Origin of the sequence: Luteitalea sp. (assembly GCA_009377605.1) — a bacterium.
GTDB lineage: Bacteria > Acidobacteriota > Vicinamibacteria > Vicinamibacterales > Vicinamibacteraceae > WHTT01.
This window is the reverse complement of sequence record WHTT01000012.1, coordinates 87,568-102,066: the sequence shown is the minus strand read 5'-3', so window position 1 is coordinate 102,066 and position 14,499 is coordinate 87,568. Positions and strand designations below refer to the sequence as shown.

Below are 14,499 nucleotides of genomic sequence, written 5' to 3'. Positions count from 1 at the left end.
AGACCACCAAATCACCCCCTCACCTTGTCACCCCCTCACCTTGTCACCCCCTCACCTTGTCACTGCCCGCCCGGAACTCGAGAGGCGCCCTCATCGTAGTACCCCCAAAACGAGTGGCGATCCTTCGGTCTCGAGTGGGTTCGCCAAGGGGCGCGTATGGAATTCCTCTTCTTCGGCGGAATCGTGCTGGCGGCGGCAGCGCTCGGAGCGCTCGTGCTGGGCGGCTTGTTCCTGCTCAAGGCGCTGGTTTGGGTGATCACCCTGCCGATTCGCCTCCTGTTCGGCTTGCTGTTCTTGCCGTTCCTGGTGTTGAAGCTCCTCGCTGTGGTGGCTGGTGTGATCCTCGTGCCGGTCCTTGCAGCGCTCTTGTTCGCCGGGCTTGGTGGTCTCCTGGTGATGCTGTTGCCAATCGTTCTCCTGCCGGTTGTCTTGATCGGTCTGGCTGTATGGCTCGTCGTGTCGCTGCTCTCACCCGCGACGATCTGATCTGGACAAGGAACCGGGTTCCTCTCGTTGTTGCATGAATGCGCGTTCGTAAGCGTCGCCAACACGCAGCACGGTGGCTTCGTCGAAGGGACGGCCAAGGATCTGGAGCCCTACCGGCAGGCGATCGCGCGTGAAACCGCACGGAACGCTCACCCCTGGGATGCCCGCCAGGTTGGCGCTCACCGTAAACACATCGGCTAAATACATCTGCAGTGGATCGTTCACCCGCTCGCCGAGACGGAAAGCGGGCGTCGGGCTGGTGGGGAGCACGAGCACGTTGAGCGTGTCGAACGCCTGTTCGTAATCGCGGCGAATGAGCGTGCGCACCTGCTGTGCCTTCAGGTAGTACGCGTCGTAGTAGCCGGCGCTCAGCACGTACGTGCCGAGCATGATGCGCCGCTTCACCTCGGCGCCAAATCCGGTGTCGCGTGTTCGGCTGTACATCTTCGTGAGGCCGTCATGCTCGTCGGTCGGCGCCCGGTAGCCGTATCGCACGCCGTCGTATCGAGCGAGATTCGAGCTGGCTTCCGCCGTCGCGACGAGGTAGTACACGGGAATCGCGTACCGCGCATGCGGCAGCTCCACGTCCGTGACCGACGCTCCGAGATCGCGTAGCGCCGCCACGGCTGCGTCGAACCGCGCCGTGACTTCTGGATCCACGCCGGTCTCGAGGAGGCGCCGAGGCACACCAATACGTAGCCCGCGGATGTTCCCGGTGAGCGCTGCCACGTAATCGGGCACGGGCTCGGACGCGCTGGTGGCGTCCCTGGGATCCGCGCCGGCGAGGGTGCCCATGAGGAGCGCCGCGTCGCGCACGACGCGTGTCAGCGGCGCCACTTGGTCCAGGGACGAGCCGAAGGCGAGAAGACCGTACCGCGAGATGCGCCCGTAGGTCGGCTTCAGGCCCACGATGCCGCACATTGCCGCCGGCTGGCGCACCGAGCCGCCTGTCTCCGAGCCGAGCGCGAACGGAACCAGGCGGGCGGCCACTGCGGCCGCCGACCCTCCGCTGGATCCCCCCGGGGTGCGATCGAGCGCCCATGGATTGCGTGTTGGCCCGAGCGCAGAGTTCTCGGTGGAGGAGCCCATGGCGAACTCGTCGCAGTTCGTCTTGCCGATGATCACGGCGCCGGCGGCGCGCAGCCGCGCGACGACCGTGGCGTCATAGGGAGGGACGAAGCCCGTCAGGATGCGCGAGCAGGCCGTGGTCGCCAGGCCACGCGTGCAGAGATTGTCCTTGATCGCGATGGGGACGCCGGCAAGCGGCAGCTTCGCCAGGGCGGTGCGGTCGCGGTCGAGCGCCGCGGCCTGCGCGAGCGCGGCGTCCGCGTCGACGGTCGTGAAAGCGTTCAGCGTCTGATTGACCTCGGTGATCCGTTCGAGCGACGCCTGGCAAACTTCCGTGGCAGAGACGTCGCCGCGGACCACCGCGCTACGAAGTTCTTCTGCGGTCCAGGTCGTCGGACCGGAATCAGGTTGCGCCTGGCCCCTGACCCCCTGACCGCTGTCTTTATCCACCGATGACTCTGGGGACCCTGAAGAAGCCGGCGCTTCGCTGAGCGTCCGGCGCATTGGCGAGGCTCTCGCGCGGATCGAGGCAGGGTTGCTTCTCGTCCGGACGCACGCGCATGGCTGGTGCGAGCACATGCGAGGTCGGAGGGACGCCGGTTGTATCGACCTCTCGCACCTGCTCCGCATAGGCGAGAATCTCGGCGATCTGACGTGCGTACAGCTCGCGCTCCTCCGGTGTGAGCTCGAGATGCGCCAGCGCGGCGATGCGATCGATGTCAGCCGTGGTCAACATCCGCGTCATTGTAACAGTCCGCGGAGCGTGGCGAGATTCCGCTCATCGAGCGCGTCGACCAATGCCCCGCGCGGGAGACGTGGATGCTTGGCAGTCTCGATGACCATCGGCAGGCGAGCCAACCGGCAATCGACACGTGTGCGCCCAGATACGGCATGGCCTGCTGCTATGATTGCATGATGAGATGCCTATGTTGTGCCTTGGCCCGCCGTCGCACAGCGAAGACGGCCTTGGCTCGCCGTCGCGCAGCGCAGGCGGCTGGCCTCCTTGCTGGCGTCCTGCTCTGGAGCGCGGCGACAACAGCTCATGCCTGGAGCTTCGATGTTCACCGCTACATCACTGACCGCGCCATCGCACTCTTGTCGCCAGAGATTCGACCCTTCTTCGAGAAGCACCGCGCCATGATCGTGGAGCACTCGATTGACCCTGATCTTTGGCGCAACGTGGGCTTCGACGAAGAGACTCCCAGACACTTCCTCGATCTCGACGCGTATGGGCCCTATCCATTCAGCGCGCTGCCACGCGACTATCACGAGGCCGTTCTGAAGTTCGGACCAGAGAAAGTGCGCGACAACGGCACGCTGCCATGGCGCACGCAGGAGATCTACGCGCGGCTCGTCCAAGCGTTTGCCCGCCAGCAGGATGATGCCGTGTCTTACGGTGCCGAGGATGTCAAGTTCTTCGCCGCCGTGCTCGCGCACTATGTGGCCGATGCGCATGTGCCGTTTCATGCCGTGACCAACTACGACGGTCAGCTGTCGAACCAGCACGGCATCCACGAGCGCTTCGAGAGTGAGCTGTTCTTTCGATTCCGGGACGAGCTGCACATTGCGCCGGCGCAACGACCTCCGATTCGCCGGCCACGCGACGAGATGTTCGAGGCGCTCATCGAGAGCGCTCGCCTCGCCCCGGGCGTCTTCGCCGCTGATACCAAGGCCATCGGTGCGCGCGAGATGTACGACGAGCGATACTACGAGACGTTCTTCGCGGAAGCGCGGCCGATTCTCGAAGGGCGAATGGGCGATGCCATCGCCGCCGTTGCTGCTGCCATCAACGGTGCCTGGGAAACGGCGGGAAAGCCGAACGTCTCAATCAACGGTCAACGGCGGCCCGAGCGTCGCCGGCTGACGCCGGGCAAGTGAAGGCGCCCCTCACTCCCACGTCTTGAACCGCGTCTGGTCTGCCGGCAGCTCGACATCGCGAAGCCAGATCGGCTGACCGATCGCCGGAAGGACCTGGACGTCGTAGCTACCGGCCGGAACCACAAAGAGCAGATAGCCGTCGCCCTTGTTGCTCCTACCAGCTTCTTCTGTGGCATTACCGCTCTTGTAGATGCTTGCGCGCCACGTCACGTCGCCCGGCTCGGTGGACGACCTTCGCCGGATCTGCAGCGCACCGTACCCGGGCTGGAGATTGACCATCTCCATGTGACGGCCTTGCTGATCGGGATAACGCTGGACGAGCCGCCGCTCCGCCCAGCGGATGCCGGCAACCTGTCCCTCACGCTCGCGCACCGCCTGGAGATCATAGAAGCCAGCGGGAACGTCCACGGTCGCCACGCCCGACGTCGCACGAATGGTTCGCGGGTCCGTTCGATTACCTGCCTTGAACACGCGAACCCGCGTCTCCGACGTCACCTCATCGGTTGCGTCGAATACACGGACCTCCAAGGTCAGAGGCTGGCCCGTGGCTTGGGGAACGGCGGGTGCCTGCGACGGTTGTGCAGTCTGGAGGGCTCCAACTGCTGGCAGACCCTGCACCACGCCGGCGCTTGGCACGACCACGGCACAGAGGACGACGGTCGCCCACACTTCGCGTTGCGTCATGGGCAACAGGGTAGCATGATGGAACCTGCGACCCCGATGCTATCGTAGAAGGCATCGTGATGGACGTGTTTCTCGTCCCGGTCGGCGACGGCAGATACGAGCCGTACTGTGAGGTCCCGGATGAGGATGTGGCACCCAGTGCCAGCGCGACCGGTTGGCGCCATCGTCTCGCTGCGCAGTTTCGCGAGATGCTTGCCGCAGCGGAGGCCGAGCGTGCTCGCGCACGCGAGGGGGCGTACGATGCCCATCCGACACGGTTGAGCACGCGTCTCAAGCAGCGGGCGCTGCACTGGATTGCGGAGCGCATCGCCGAGCAGCGCTTGTTGTGGCACCTGCGCCGGCAGACCGAGGTGGCGCTCGTCCATCCGGATGATATGGATGGTGACGAGGCGATGCGTGTCGTCCGAGCCGCGCTGGAACGAGATGCGACTCGGCATTGGCGCTGGTTGATCGTCGACGCGCTGTTGTTTGCGCTGTCGGGTGTGCTGGTCCTGGTGCCGGGGCCCAACATCGTGGCGTACTACTTCGCGTTTCGAGTGGTTGGTCACCTGCTGTCGTGGCGTGGTGCGAGGCAGGGGCTCGCCGGCGTCGCGTGGCATCAGACACCGAGTCGCGATCTCGCCGATCTCCGAACGGAGGTGGCGCACGACCGCACCGAGCGACGGACGCGCGTTCGCGAGCTGGCCGCGCGATTGCGCCTCGAGCACTTACCCACGTTCTTCGACCGGATGACGGTCGGAAGCGCGTGATATACTCCCCCGCGCCTTGAAGCTCCGCGACCTCGCCGAACGCCTGCAGTGCCGGCTCGAAGGTGATGGCACCCTCGAGGTGACGAGGGTGGCCGGCATCGAGGACACCGGACCGGGCGACCTCACCTTTTATGCAAATCCGCGCTACGCGCAGAAGCTTCACACGACGCGTGCCACGGCCGTCATCGCAGCGGAAGGCGTCGAGACGCCATGTGCCACGCTGCGCTCGCCGCATCCCTATCTAACGTTTGCCCAGGCGCTGGAGCTGTTACACCCACAAGCGCAGGATGTTCCAGGTGTGCACGAATCGGCAGTGGTGGCCGACACGGCGCGTCTCGGTCCCGATGTGTTCGTGGGGCCCTTTGTCGTGATCGAGCGAGGCGTTGTCATCGGAGCGCGCTCGATCGTGCACGCCTTCGTGTACGTCGGCGAGGGCGCGGTCGTCGGCGAGGGCTGTGTGATCCATTCCCACGTCACGATTCGCGAGCGGGTCACGTTGGGCCATCGCGTCGTCGTGCAGGACGGCGCCGTGGTGGGGGGCGACGGCTTTGGCTTTGCCCAGCGGCCGGATGGATCGCATCACAAGATCCCGCAGATCGGCACGGTGATCATTGGTGACGACGTGGAGATTGGCGCGCTCGCGGCCATCGATCGGCCGTCGGTGGGAACGACCGTCGTCGGACGCGGCACGAAGATCGACAACCTCGTGCAGGTGGCCCATGGGGCGAAGATCGGCGAGCATGTGCTGCTGGCGGCTCAGGTGGGTGTCGCCGGGAGCACGGTGATCGAGGATCGAGTGACACTGGCTGGACAGGTTGGCGTCGCCGGACACCTGACCGTGGGGCGTGGCACCGTCGCCACGGCACAGACCGGCATCCCCAACTCGGTCGAGCCTGGCTCGTTCATCTCCGGGTATCCGGCGATCGACAATCGCGAGTGGCTCAAGGCGTCTGCCATCTTTCGCCGTCTTCCAGAGTTGAAGAAGCGGCTCAGCACGCTCGAAGAGCGGGTTGGGGAATTGGAGCAGAAACGACGAAGGACACGGACGTCAAACCACGAAGGACACGAAGGTTAAACCACCAAGGACACGAAGGTTCAACCACGAAGGACACGAAGTTCACGACGGAAGAATTTCGATTGGTTTTCTTCGTGCTCTTCGTGTTCTTCGTGGTGAAACTCTTCGTATTCTTCGGTCGACCTTCCTATATCTTCGTGGTGCCACGAGCCTTGGCCCCACCTTGTCACCCCCGACCTTGTCAGCCATAATCAACTTACATGTCGCTCTTCCACCATCGTAGAGCAACGAGATCCGGGCTGCTTGCGGTCATACTGGTCTGTTTCGTGGTGTTGGCCGGTGACGCGGCCGTGCGACCGCCGCCCCTCGACCACGAAATCACGACACTGCCGAACGGTCTGACCGTCGTCCTGCACGAAGACCACTCCACGCCCATCGTGAACGTTCAGATTTGGTATCACGTCGGGTCTCGTGACGAACGGCCCGGCCGGACCGGCTTTGCGCACCTCTTCGAGCACATGATGTTCAAGGGGACCGAGAACGTGACGTCCGAGGCGCACACGTCGTGGATTGCGTCGATTGGAGGGCAGAGCAACGCATTTACGACCGAAGACGCGACCGTCTTCCACGAGACCGTGCCTGCGCAGTACTTGCCGCTCGCCTTGTGGCTCGAGGCCGATCGCATGGCCTCGCTCAAGGTCGAGGAGCAGACGTTCAGGACCGAGCGCGAGGTGGTCAAGGAGGAGCGAAGGCAGCGCGTCGAGAGCCAGCCGTATGGCCGGTTGAGCGAGATCATCTACGATCAAGCGTACACGAGGCATTCATACAAGCATCCGGTCATCGGCAGCATGGCCGACCTCGAAGCGGCCTCCATTGAGGAGGTGCGTGCGTTTCATGAGGCGTACTACCGTCCCGACAACGCCACGCTGGTCTTGGCGGGCGACTTCGATCCCAAGGTGGCGCGCGATCTCATCCAGCAGTACTTTGGTCGTGTGCCGAAGCCGGCGAAGCCGGTGGTCCGCGATATTCCGCGCGAGCCACCGCAAACCGCTGAGAAGCGGCTGACGCTCGAAGAGGAGTGGCCCCTTCCCGTTGTCGTGGTCGCGCATCATGTGACATTCGATGGAAACCCGGACTCCTATCCGCTGCACGTTGCGGCGAAGATTTTGTCGGACGGACAGAGCTCACGGATTTACCGCCGCCTTGTGTACAAAGAGGGATCGGCCGTCACGGCGTTTGGCACCGCGAGCCTGAACGAAGACCCGAGTCTCTTCTATGCCGCTGCGATCGTGGCGCCGGGCCATGAGCCGGAAGAGGTGGCCAACGCCCTGATCGACGAGCTGGAGAAGCTCGGGAAGGAGCCCGTGAGCGAGCATGTGCTCACGCGCGCGAAGAACCAGTTTGCGCGTGACTACATCGTGATGCGACAGACCGTGAGCGGGAAGGGTCAGCAACTGGGACACGCCGTCGTCATTCACAACGATGTGACCACGGCTGATGGTGAGTTCGACATCTTTCAGGGCTTGACCGCGGATGATGTCCAGCGTGTGGCGCGCACCTATTTCAAGTCCGAGAGCCGAACGGTGCTGACCATTCTGCCGAAGGGCATGCGCGAGACCGGTGCGAACGGCCGTTGAGGGTCGCCCCGGGGGACAGGTAACGATGGCAGCCTATACATCTATCTATGCGCTGGCGATAGCGGCGCTTCTGACGCTGACCGGTCTGACTGCGGTACAGGAGCGCCCGCCGCAGCCGCTGCCCATTGAGGGCGAGCTCGAGTTCCCACCGTACGAGATTCGCACGCTCTCCAACGGCCTGCGTGTTGTCGTGGTGTTGCACCACGAGCAGCCTGCCGTGACGGCGCGATTGCTGGTACAGGCGGGTGCGGCGATGGACCCGCGGGAAAAGCCAGGCGTCGCGTCCCTCATGGGGCTGCTGCTCGACCAAGGCACGGGCAAGCGTTCGGCCCAGCAGATCGCGGACACGATCGATTACATCGGCGGCTCGCTGGTGACCGGCGCCGGGACGGACCTGAGCTTCGTGCAGGCGCTCGTCATGAAGGACAGCTTCGACGATGCGTTGGATCTCGTGGCCGACATCGCGCGCAATCCCGCGTTCGCGCCGGAGGAGATCGAGCGGCAGCGCAGCCAGCGCCTGTCCGCGTTGAAGGTGAACTACGAGGACCCGGACTACGTCGCCGACTCGACGATCGATCGCCTGGTGTACGGATTTCACCCGTACGGCATTCCGGCCGAGGGGACGCCGGAATCGCTTGCGAGCATCACACGCGACGATCTCGCCGAGTTCCATGGGCGCTGGTTCGTTCCCAACAATTGCTTGCTGGCCATTGTGGGCGATCTGACGGCGGAAGAGGCCTTCAAAGGCGCGGAGCGTGTGTTCGGCAACTGGCAGCGCGGCGAGCTCCCGAGCCTCCAAGCCACCGATCCGCCACCGCCGGCACGCCGGGTCGTGGTAGTCGATCGGCCAAACGCCGTGCAAACGGAGATCCGCGTCGGTCAGATTGGGATTGCACGCAAGCATCCGGACTACATGCCGCTCATGCTCGCGATCAACGTGCTGGGCGGCGAGGGCGCGAATCGACTGCACAACGTGCTGCGATCCGAGCGGGGCCTCACCTACGGTGCCTCGGCCGACATGGATCCGCTCAAGCAGAGCGGCGATATCATTGCGAGCACCGATACACGTTCCGAGAGCACTGGAGAAGCACTGCGCCTCGTGATCGACGAGTTCTGGCGGATGCAGCGCGAGCCGGTCGGCCAGCGCGAGCTCCAAGGCGCACAAGACTACCTCACGGGCAGCTTTCCCCTCGACATCGAGACACCCGACGCGATAGCCATGCAGGTGCTCAACACGCTCTTCTACGACCTCGGTGTCGACGAGCTCGAGACTTACCGTGATCGCGTGAAGGCCGTGACCGTTCAGGACGTGGCCCGCGTGGGGCGAGAGTATCTCCGGCCGGATCGCTTGTCGATCGTGCTCGTCGGTGACGCGGGCAAGATCGCGCCGCAACTGCAGGCAATCGGGATCGACGAGTTCGAGCAGGTCGCCTTGGCGGACCTGGACTTCACGACAGCAGACTTCCTGCCACGTGCCGTGGCCACGCCGGCCGCACGGTGAATGGCTTCCGTCATGATCTCCTGCGGCGAGCCCTCAGGTGATCTGTACGCCGGTGCGCTCGTGGAGCGCTTGCGTGCCATCGATCCGGCGACAACGGCATTTGGATTCGGCGGACCGCGCCTCGTGGCAGCGGGCGCCGCGCTCATCGGCGACTATCGTGGCTTCGCGGTGACCGGCCTGACCGAGGTGATTCGCCAGCTACCGCGTACGTATGGCATGTATCGGCGTCTCCTCGCGGCGGCGCGCTCGCGCCGGCCGGACGTCTTCGTCGCCATTGACTTTGCAGACTTCAACTTTCGGCTCGGCCGTGCCCTTCACCGAATGGGCATACCGATCGTCTACTACGTCGGCCCGCAGCTCTGGGCCTGGCGATCGGGCCGACTCACGGCGATGAAGCAGTTCGTCCAACGCGTGCTCGTCATCTTTCCGTTCGAGGACGCCATCTACCGCGATGCGGGCATTCCGGTGACGTTCGTAGGTCATCCACTCGTCGAGTTGATCGAGGTGCGCGAGGATCGAGCGGCGCTCCTGTCCCGGCTCGGGCTCAGGCCGGACCGTCCGACCGTTGCCTTGCTGCCGGGGAGCCGGCCCAACGAGGTGAGGGCGATTTTACCAGTGCTGCTCGCGGCGGCGCGTCTGATTGCGGATGCCCAGCGCGACACCCAGTTCGTCGTCGCACGTGCTCCAGGCCTCGACGATCAGCTGTTCGCCGAAAGCAAGGTGGCACCGGTTGTCGAGGGTGCGACCGACGAGCTGCTTGCGGCTGCCGACCTGGTCGTCACGGCATCCGGCACCGCGACCGTGCAGACGGCGCTTCACGAGAAGCCCATGGTGGTCGTCTATCGCCTCTCGCCGCTTACCTATGCTGTTGGTAAGCGTTTCGTGAAGATCGACACGTACGGCATGGTCAACTTGGTAGCAGGCCGAAAGATCGTGCCCGAGCTGATCCAGGATAGCCTCACACCGGAAGCGGTCGCGGCGCACACGCTGCGATACCTCACGGACTCTGCACACCATGAGGCGACGCGCGACGCCGTACGCCAGGTCAAGTCGCGCCTCGGTGGCCCAGGTGCCAGTCGCCGTGCTGCCGAAGCCATCTTGCAGGTCGCCGGTCGAGGCTAATCGTCGCTGAGCCCCTGAGCCGTAATCCTCGACCCTCTGCGCTATCATCCATCGGGTGACCCAGCCTCAGATCCTGCTCCTGATCCTGCTCGCTGCGACGGTGGCGCTCTTTGTCTGGCACCGCTGGCGCCACGATCTCGTGGCGGTGGCCACGCTCGTCGCCGCGGTATTGCTGGGCCTCGTTCCCATCGACCGGGCGTTTCTCGGCTTCAGTCACCCCGCGGTTATCACCGTCGTGGCGGTGCTCATCATCAGCCACGGCCTCCGGAGCTCCGGCGTCGTGGATGCAGTGGCGCAGCAACTGCAACCGCTGACCCGCGGGCGGCTGCTGCACATCGGCGTGCTCCTGGTGACCGTGACGGTGGCGTCCGCATTCATGAACAACGTCGGGGCGCTTGCGCTACTGCTGCCGGTTGCGCTGGCCACGGCCGCCGAGCGGCAACGGGCGCCGGCGACGCTGCTGATGCCGCTCGCCTTCGCAAGCCTGTTGGGGGGGATGACCACGCTCATAGGCACGCCGCCGACCATCATCATCGCTGCGTATCGTGCGGAAGCGCTCGGTACGCCCTTTGCCATGTTCGACTATATGCCCGTCGGCCTCGCGGTGGCCGCCGTCGGCGTGGCATTCCTCGTGTTGGTTGGCTGGCGGTTGGTGCCGGCCGAGCGGCGCAGCGCGGGTGCGGGACAGCCGCTCTTCGAGGTCGAACGCTACGTTGCCGAGGCGCGGGTGCCCCTCGAGAGTCCAATCATCGGCGAGCCGCTGGGATCGGTGCGAGAGGAGAACGATGACGTCATCGTCGTCGGCGTCGCGCACGGAGCGACGCGACTGGCAACGGCGCCGGGCCGGCTCGTTGCCGCGAACGACATCCTGCTCGTGCGTGGCGATCCTGATCCGTTGCAGCATCTCGTCGATCGCTATCACTTGGAGCTTCTCGACAGCGGTGCCAGTACCCGCCCAGCGGAAGAGCCAAGCGCCGAGCAGAGCGACGATTCCCAGAAGAAGGAGGTCCCGCAACAGCGCGTGTTCGCCGAGGCCGTCATCCGAACCACCTCGCCGCTCGTGGGTCGATATCCCAGCTATTTGAGCTGGTTGACCGACGATCGCGTGGCGTTGGTCGCGGTGGCGCGCGCCGGCCGGCCGATCGATACGCGACTGACCGACCTCACGCTGCAAGCCGGCGACGTGTTGCTCCTGCAGAGCGCGCCGGACGAAACGGACCGCATCTTCGACGCCGGGCTGCTGCCTCTCGCGCGGCGGCCGATTCGGCTCGGGCAACCCCGGCGTATCATCACCGCGCTCGTCGTCTTTGGCGCCGCACTCGCGCTTGGGTCCAGTGGTGTCGTCTCGCTGCCGCTGGCGCTGATTGCTACCGCAGCCGTGTACGTGGTGCTCGGGATTCTCTCCGAACGGGAGCTATACAGCGATGTGGACTGGCCGACGATTGTGTTGCTCGGGGCGATGTTGCCGCTCGGTGAAGCACTGGAGCGCACTGACACGACCACGCTCTTTGCCAATGGCATCCTGTACCTCACCCAGGATCTGACACCCGTGGCGGTTCTGACCTTACTACTCGTGGCGACGATGATCGTGTCGGACATCGTCAACAACGCCGCGACCGCGCTCGTCATGGCGCCGATCGCGCTGCAGCTCTCGAGGTCGCTGGAGTGCAACGGCGATCCGTTCTTGATGGCGGTGGCCGTCGGCGCATCCTGTGCGTTCCTGACACCGGTCGGACATCAGTCCAATACCATCGTGATGGCACCCGGAGGCTATCGGTTCGGCGATTACTGGCGGGTCGGGCTTCCGCTCGAGCTTGTCATCGTCGCCGTGGCCGTTCCAGCCATCCTCTTCGTATGGCCTCTTTGAGAACGAAGTAACTGGGCTCGCACCCGCAACCCGGCACTCAGCACCTCGCGCCTTACACGTAACACTCTGCACCTTCTTTGACGCCCCGAGCCGCGCCCTGTAGATTAGTTCTCCATGAATCACCGCTACCTGTTGTGGTGTTTGCTTGTCTGCACGCTGACTGTCGTGCCCTCGTCCACAAGGGCCACGGTCGTCGTGCCCGCTGATCTGAACGAGCTCGTCCGCGATTCGCTCGCCATCGTGCGCGGGCGTGTCGTGAGCGTTCGTGCTCGTCAAGGCACGGGCCGTCAGATCGAGCGGCTCGTGAACGTCGAAGTCATCACCTACTACAAAGGAGATCTCGGGAAGAACGTTGTCTTTCGCGTGCCAGGCGGGACGCTCGGCCGGTATCGCACGCTGGTGATTGGCGCACCCAAGTACGTGGATGGAGAGGAGGTCGTCTTGTTCCTCAACGCCCGCGCGCGATCGACGCCCCATGTGCTGGGGCTCTTCCAAGGCACGTACCGCGTGCTCGATGACGAGGTCGCGGGGAGGCGTGTGGTCGTGCCGGCAGGTCTCGAGGCGACGTCACGCACGCACCGGGTGGTTCGCGGTGACGGTTCCCGTCGACCGGTCGCGCTGAGCACGTTCGAGGTGACGCTCCGCCAGCTCGTCGCGTCCGCGGCGGGGGCGCGGCGATGAAGGGGCCCAAGGCGCTCGGAGCAGCCCTCTTGGTGGTGGCCGTGATCGCGTCACCAGCCTTGGCCTACTTGAAGCTTGGCGTGCGTGTCGAGGAGCAGATGGTGGCTCTACGGTGGGCCGATTTCCCGGTGCGCTACTTCGTCAGTAATCAGATCGTGCCCGGCGTGACGCGGACGGACCTCGACGAGGCGGTTCAGCGCGCTGCGCAGTCGTGGGAAGGCGTACCAACCGCGTCGATCACCTTCGCGCGTGGGGGCTTCACGGACGCGCTGCCTGGCGAGGAAGATGGGATGAGCACGTTGGGTTTCGAAGACCGGCCCGAGCTCGAGCGCGTGCTCGGCGCGACGAGCATCACGATCGACATCGTGAACGGTGAGATCCTGGAGGCTGACATCTTCCTCAATGCTGCGTTTCCCTGGACGACAGCGGGCCGTGGTGAGCCGGGGCGGTTCGACGTGGAATCGATCGCGTTGCACGAGCTTGGGCATCTGGCCGGCCTCTCGCACTCGGCCCTCGGCGAGACCGAGCTCGTGGCGGGGGGCGGGCGGCGCGTGCTGGCTGCTGGGGCGGTGATGTTTCCCATCGCGTTCTCGCCGGGCAGCATCGAGGGACGGATCCCGATGGCCGACGATATCGCCGGCCTGTCGGATCTCTATCCGGCTGGCGGCTTCCGGATGCGTACGGGCAGCATCAGTGGACGCGTCACGAAGAACGGCCGCGGTGTCTTTGGTGCGCACGTCACGGCGTTCAACTTACGTACGCGCCAGTTCGTCGGGGGCTTCTCGTTGTCAGACGACGGCCGGTTCGTGATCGCTGGCGTCGAGGCCGGGCCGTGGCTCGTGCGCGTCGAGCCGCTCGACGATGGTGATCTTGATAGCTTCTTCGACGACATGGGTCGGATCGATGTCGACTTCCTGGCTACGGTGCATGACAAGCTCGCGCACGTTGAGGCGGGCCACGATACCGGGGAGATCGCGATCCCAGTGAGGTCGCGATGATGCGATCCTTGCTGCTCTCCAGCGCAGCGGTGCTGCTGCTGGTCCATACGGCGGCCGCTCAGGGGGTGCCGGCCGGGCGTCACGCCGGCGGTCGATCGCGCCCACGAGAGCCTGCCCAGGCACGCGATCAAGGTGCGGCCACACCGGAGTCCGGATCAAAGGGTGAATCGCGTCTGCGTGGACGGTTCGAGATCACCATTGGCGGGGCGTGGTGGAGCGACGCGGGGCTCGGCCAGACCACGGGATCGATTCCCGGTAACGGGGTGCCTGAAGGAGATGACTTCGCCCTGTTCGAGACCACGACACGGATTACTTCTGCGCCGGCCGTGGAAGGGATGATCGGATATCGGCTGAGCCCGAACGTCGCGCTCGAGGCCGGCGCGGGGCTTGGACGGCCACAGATTCGAACCATCGTCAGCAGCGACGTCGAGGTGCCGGACACCGTCACGGCGACCGATCGTCTCACGCAGCTGATCATCGACGGCGCGCTCGCCGTGCGCTTGCCGCGGCTCGAGATTGCGCGCGCGATACCATTCGTGCGGGGCGGTGCTGGATATGTGCGCCAACTGCACGAGGGGCGGCAGATCGTCGACACAGGGCAGGTGCTCTTCGTCGGCGCTGGTATGACGTATCCTCTGATGACGCGGTCGCGAGGCGTGTTCCGGGGGCTTGCCTTGCGCGGCGAGGCCAGGGCTGTTTGGTTCCGCGACACCTTCGAGCTCGACGAAGCAAGAGGTGTGACCGTCAACGGGGCCCTCGGTCTCACGGTGCGCTTTTGAGCCATTCGAGTCGAATGGCTGAATCCTGATTCCT

The 14,499-nt window shown here is 64.9% G+C and carries 14 protein-coding genes; 11 read left to right on the top strand and 3 right to left on the bottom strand.

The features are described 5' to 3' along the window. The first annotated feature begins 156 nt into the window (after positions 1–156). Complete coding sequence (locus GEV06_06140; GenBank protein MPZ17475.1) at positions 157–486, top strand: hypothetical protein; 330 nt, start codon at positions 157–159, stop codon at positions 484–486. Here the strand turns inward: GEV06_06140 and gatA are convergent. Both gatA and gatC read right to left on the bottom strand, forming a co-directional pair. Further along, positions 469–2,058, bottom strand: a complete 1,590-nt coding sequence (gene gatA, locus GEV06_06135) for an Asp-tRNA(Asn)/Glu-tRNA(Gln) amidotransferase subunit GatA (GenBank protein ID MPZ17474.1) — start codon at positions 2,056–2,058, stop codon at positions 469–471. The two genes, GEV06_06140 and gatA, sit on opposite strands and share 18 nt — an antisense overlap. Next, positions 1,997–2,299 (bottom strand): Asp-tRNA(Asn)/Glu-tRNA(Gln) amidotransferase subunit GatC, encoded by a 303-nt coding sequence (gene gatC, locus GEV06_06130; protein MPZ17473.1) that lies wholly within the window; start codon positions 2,297–2,299, stop codon positions 1,997–1,999. The genes gatA and gatC overlap by 62 nt, the downstream gene beginning before the upstream one ends. 74 nt (positions 2,300–2,373) lie before the next feature. Between gatC and GEV06_06125 the strand changes: the two genes are divergently transcribed. After that, positions 2,374–3,432 carry a hypothetical protein gene (locus tag GEV06_06125; GenBank protein ID MPZ17472.1) on the top strand — a complete coding sequence of 353 codons (1,059 nt, stop codon included), beginning with the start codon at positions 2,374–2,376 and terminating at the stop codon, positions 3,430–3,432. A 9-nt stretch (positions 3,433–3,441) separates the two neighbouring features. Here GEV06_06125 and GEV06_06120 read toward each other — a convergent pair whose 3' ends face one another. Further along, positions 3,442–4,116 (bottom strand): hypothetical protein, encoded by a 675-nt coding sequence (locus GEV06_06120; GenBank protein MPZ17471.1) that lies wholly within the window; start codon positions 4,114–4,116, stop codon positions 3,442–3,444. Positions 4,117–4,175: 59 nt separating this feature from the next. Here GEV06_06120 and GEV06_06115 point away from each other — a divergent pair, with 59 nt between their 5' ends. The 9 genes from GEV06_06115 (at position 4,176) to GEV06_06075 (ending at position 14,465) form a co-directional block, all read left to right on the top strand. Continuing rightward, positions 4,176–4,865 (top strand): hypothetical protein, encoded by a 690-nt coding sequence (locus GEV06_06115; GenBank protein ID MPZ17470.1) that lies wholly within the window; start codon positions 4,176–4,178, stop codon positions 4,863–4,865. Between the two features lie 16 nt (positions 4,866–4,881). After that, positions 4,882–5,940, top strand: coding sequence for a UDP-3-O-(3-hydroxymyristoyl)glucosamine N-acyltransferase (gene lpxD, locus GEV06_06110; protein MPZ17469.1), 1,059 nt, complete (start codon positions 4,882–4,884; stop codon positions 5,938–5,940). Between the two features lie 200 nt (positions 5,941–6,140). After that, positions 6,141–7,517, top strand: coding sequence for an insulinase family protein (locus tag GEV06_06105; protein MPZ17468.1), 1,377 nt, complete (start codon positions 6,141–6,143; stop codon positions 7,515–7,517). A gap of 25 nt (positions 7,518–7,542) precedes the next feature. Next, positions 7,543–9,018 (top strand): hypothetical protein, encoded by a 1,476-nt coding sequence (locus GEV06_06100; protein MPZ17467.1) that lies wholly within the window; start codon positions 7,543–7,545, stop codon positions 9,016–9,018. Continuing rightward, the gene (gene lpxB / locus GEV06_06095) at positions 9,019–10,140 is read left to right on the top strand and encodes a lipid-A-disaccharide synthase (GenBank protein ID MPZ17466.1); all 1,122 of its coding nucleotides are present in this window, start codon (positions 9,019–9,021) and stop codon (positions 10,138–10,140) included. A 55-nt stretch (positions 10,141–10,195) separates the two neighbouring features. Then, positions 10,196–12,007 (top strand): SLC13 family permease, encoded by a 1,812-nt coding sequence (locus GEV06_06090; protein MPZ17465.1) that lies wholly within the window; start codon positions 10,196–10,198, stop codon positions 12,005–12,007. 114 nt (positions 12,008–12,121) lie between these two features. Then, on the top strand, positions 12,122–12,688 hold the full coding sequence (locus tag GEV06_06085; protein ID MPZ17464.1) for a hypothetical protein: 567 nt from the start codon (positions 12,122–12,124) through the stop codon (positions 12,686–12,688). Continuing rightward, positions 12,685–13,686: a matrixin family metalloprotease gene (locus GEV06_06080; protein ID MPZ17463.1), complete on the top strand. Its 1,002-nt coding sequence runs from the start codon at positions 12,685–12,687 to the stop codon at positions 13,684–13,686. The genes GEV06_06085 and GEV06_06080 overlap by 4 nt, the downstream gene beginning before the upstream one ends. Next, complete coding sequence (locus GEV06_06075) at positions 13,683–14,465, top strand: hypothetical protein (GenBank protein MPZ17462.1); 783 nt, start codon at positions 13,683–13,685, stop codon at positions 14,463–14,465. Before GEV06_06080 ends, GEV06_06075 begins: the two co-directional genes overlap by 4 nt. Positions 14,466–14,499 lie beyond the last annotated feature (34 nt).

Excerpts from the sequence above, each read along its gene's own strand:
- GEV06_06105 (MPZ17468.1), top strand. The coding sequence starts at position 6,141 with ATGTCGCTCTTCCACCATCGTAGAGCAACGAGATCCGGGCTGCTTGCG.
- GEV06_06115 (MPZ17470.1), top strand. The coding sequence starts at position 4,176 with ATGGACGTGTTTCTCGTCCCGGTCGGCGACGGCAGATACGAGCCGTAC.
- lpxB (MPZ17466.1), top strand. The coding sequence starts at position 9,019 with ATGGCTTCCGTCATGATCTCCTGCGGCGAGCCCTCAGGTGATCTGTAC.
- GEV06_06100 (MPZ17467.1), top strand. The coding sequence starts at position 7,543 with ATGGCAGCCTATACATCTATCTATGCGCTGGCGATAGCGGCGCTTCTG.
- GEV06_06080 (MPZ17463.1), top strand. The coding sequence starts at position 12,685 with ATGAAGGGGCCCAAGGCGCTCGGAGCAGCCCTCTTGGTGGTGGCCGTG.
- GEV06_06085 (MPZ17464.1), top strand. The coding sequence starts at position 12,122 with ATGAATCACCGCTACCTGTTGTGGTGTTTGCTTGTCTGCACGCTGACT.
- GEV06_06075 (MPZ17462.1), top strand. The coding sequence starts at position 13,683 with ATGATGCGATCCTTGCTGCTCTCCAGCGCAGCGGTGCTGCTGCTGGTC.
- GEV06_06140 (MPZ17475.1), top strand. The coding sequence starts at position 157 with ATGGAATTCCTCTTCTTCGGCGGAATCGTGCTGGCGGCGGCAGCGCTC.
- GEV06_06120 (MPZ17471.1), bottom strand. The coding sequence starts at position 4,116 with ATGACGCAACGCGAAGTGTGGGCGACCGTCGTCCTCTGTGCCGTGGTC.
- GEV06_06125 (MPZ17472.1), top strand. The coding sequence starts at position 2,374 with ATGCTTGGCAGTCTCGATGACCATCGGCAGGCGAGCCAACCGGCAATC.
- gatA (MPZ17474.1), bottom strand. The coding sequence starts at position 2,058 with ATGCGCCGGACGCTCAGCGAAGCGCCGGCTTCTTCAGGGTCCCCAGAG.
- gatC (MPZ17473.1), bottom strand. The coding sequence starts at position 2,299 with ATGACGCGGATGTTGACCACGGCTGACATCGATCGCATCGCCGCGCTG.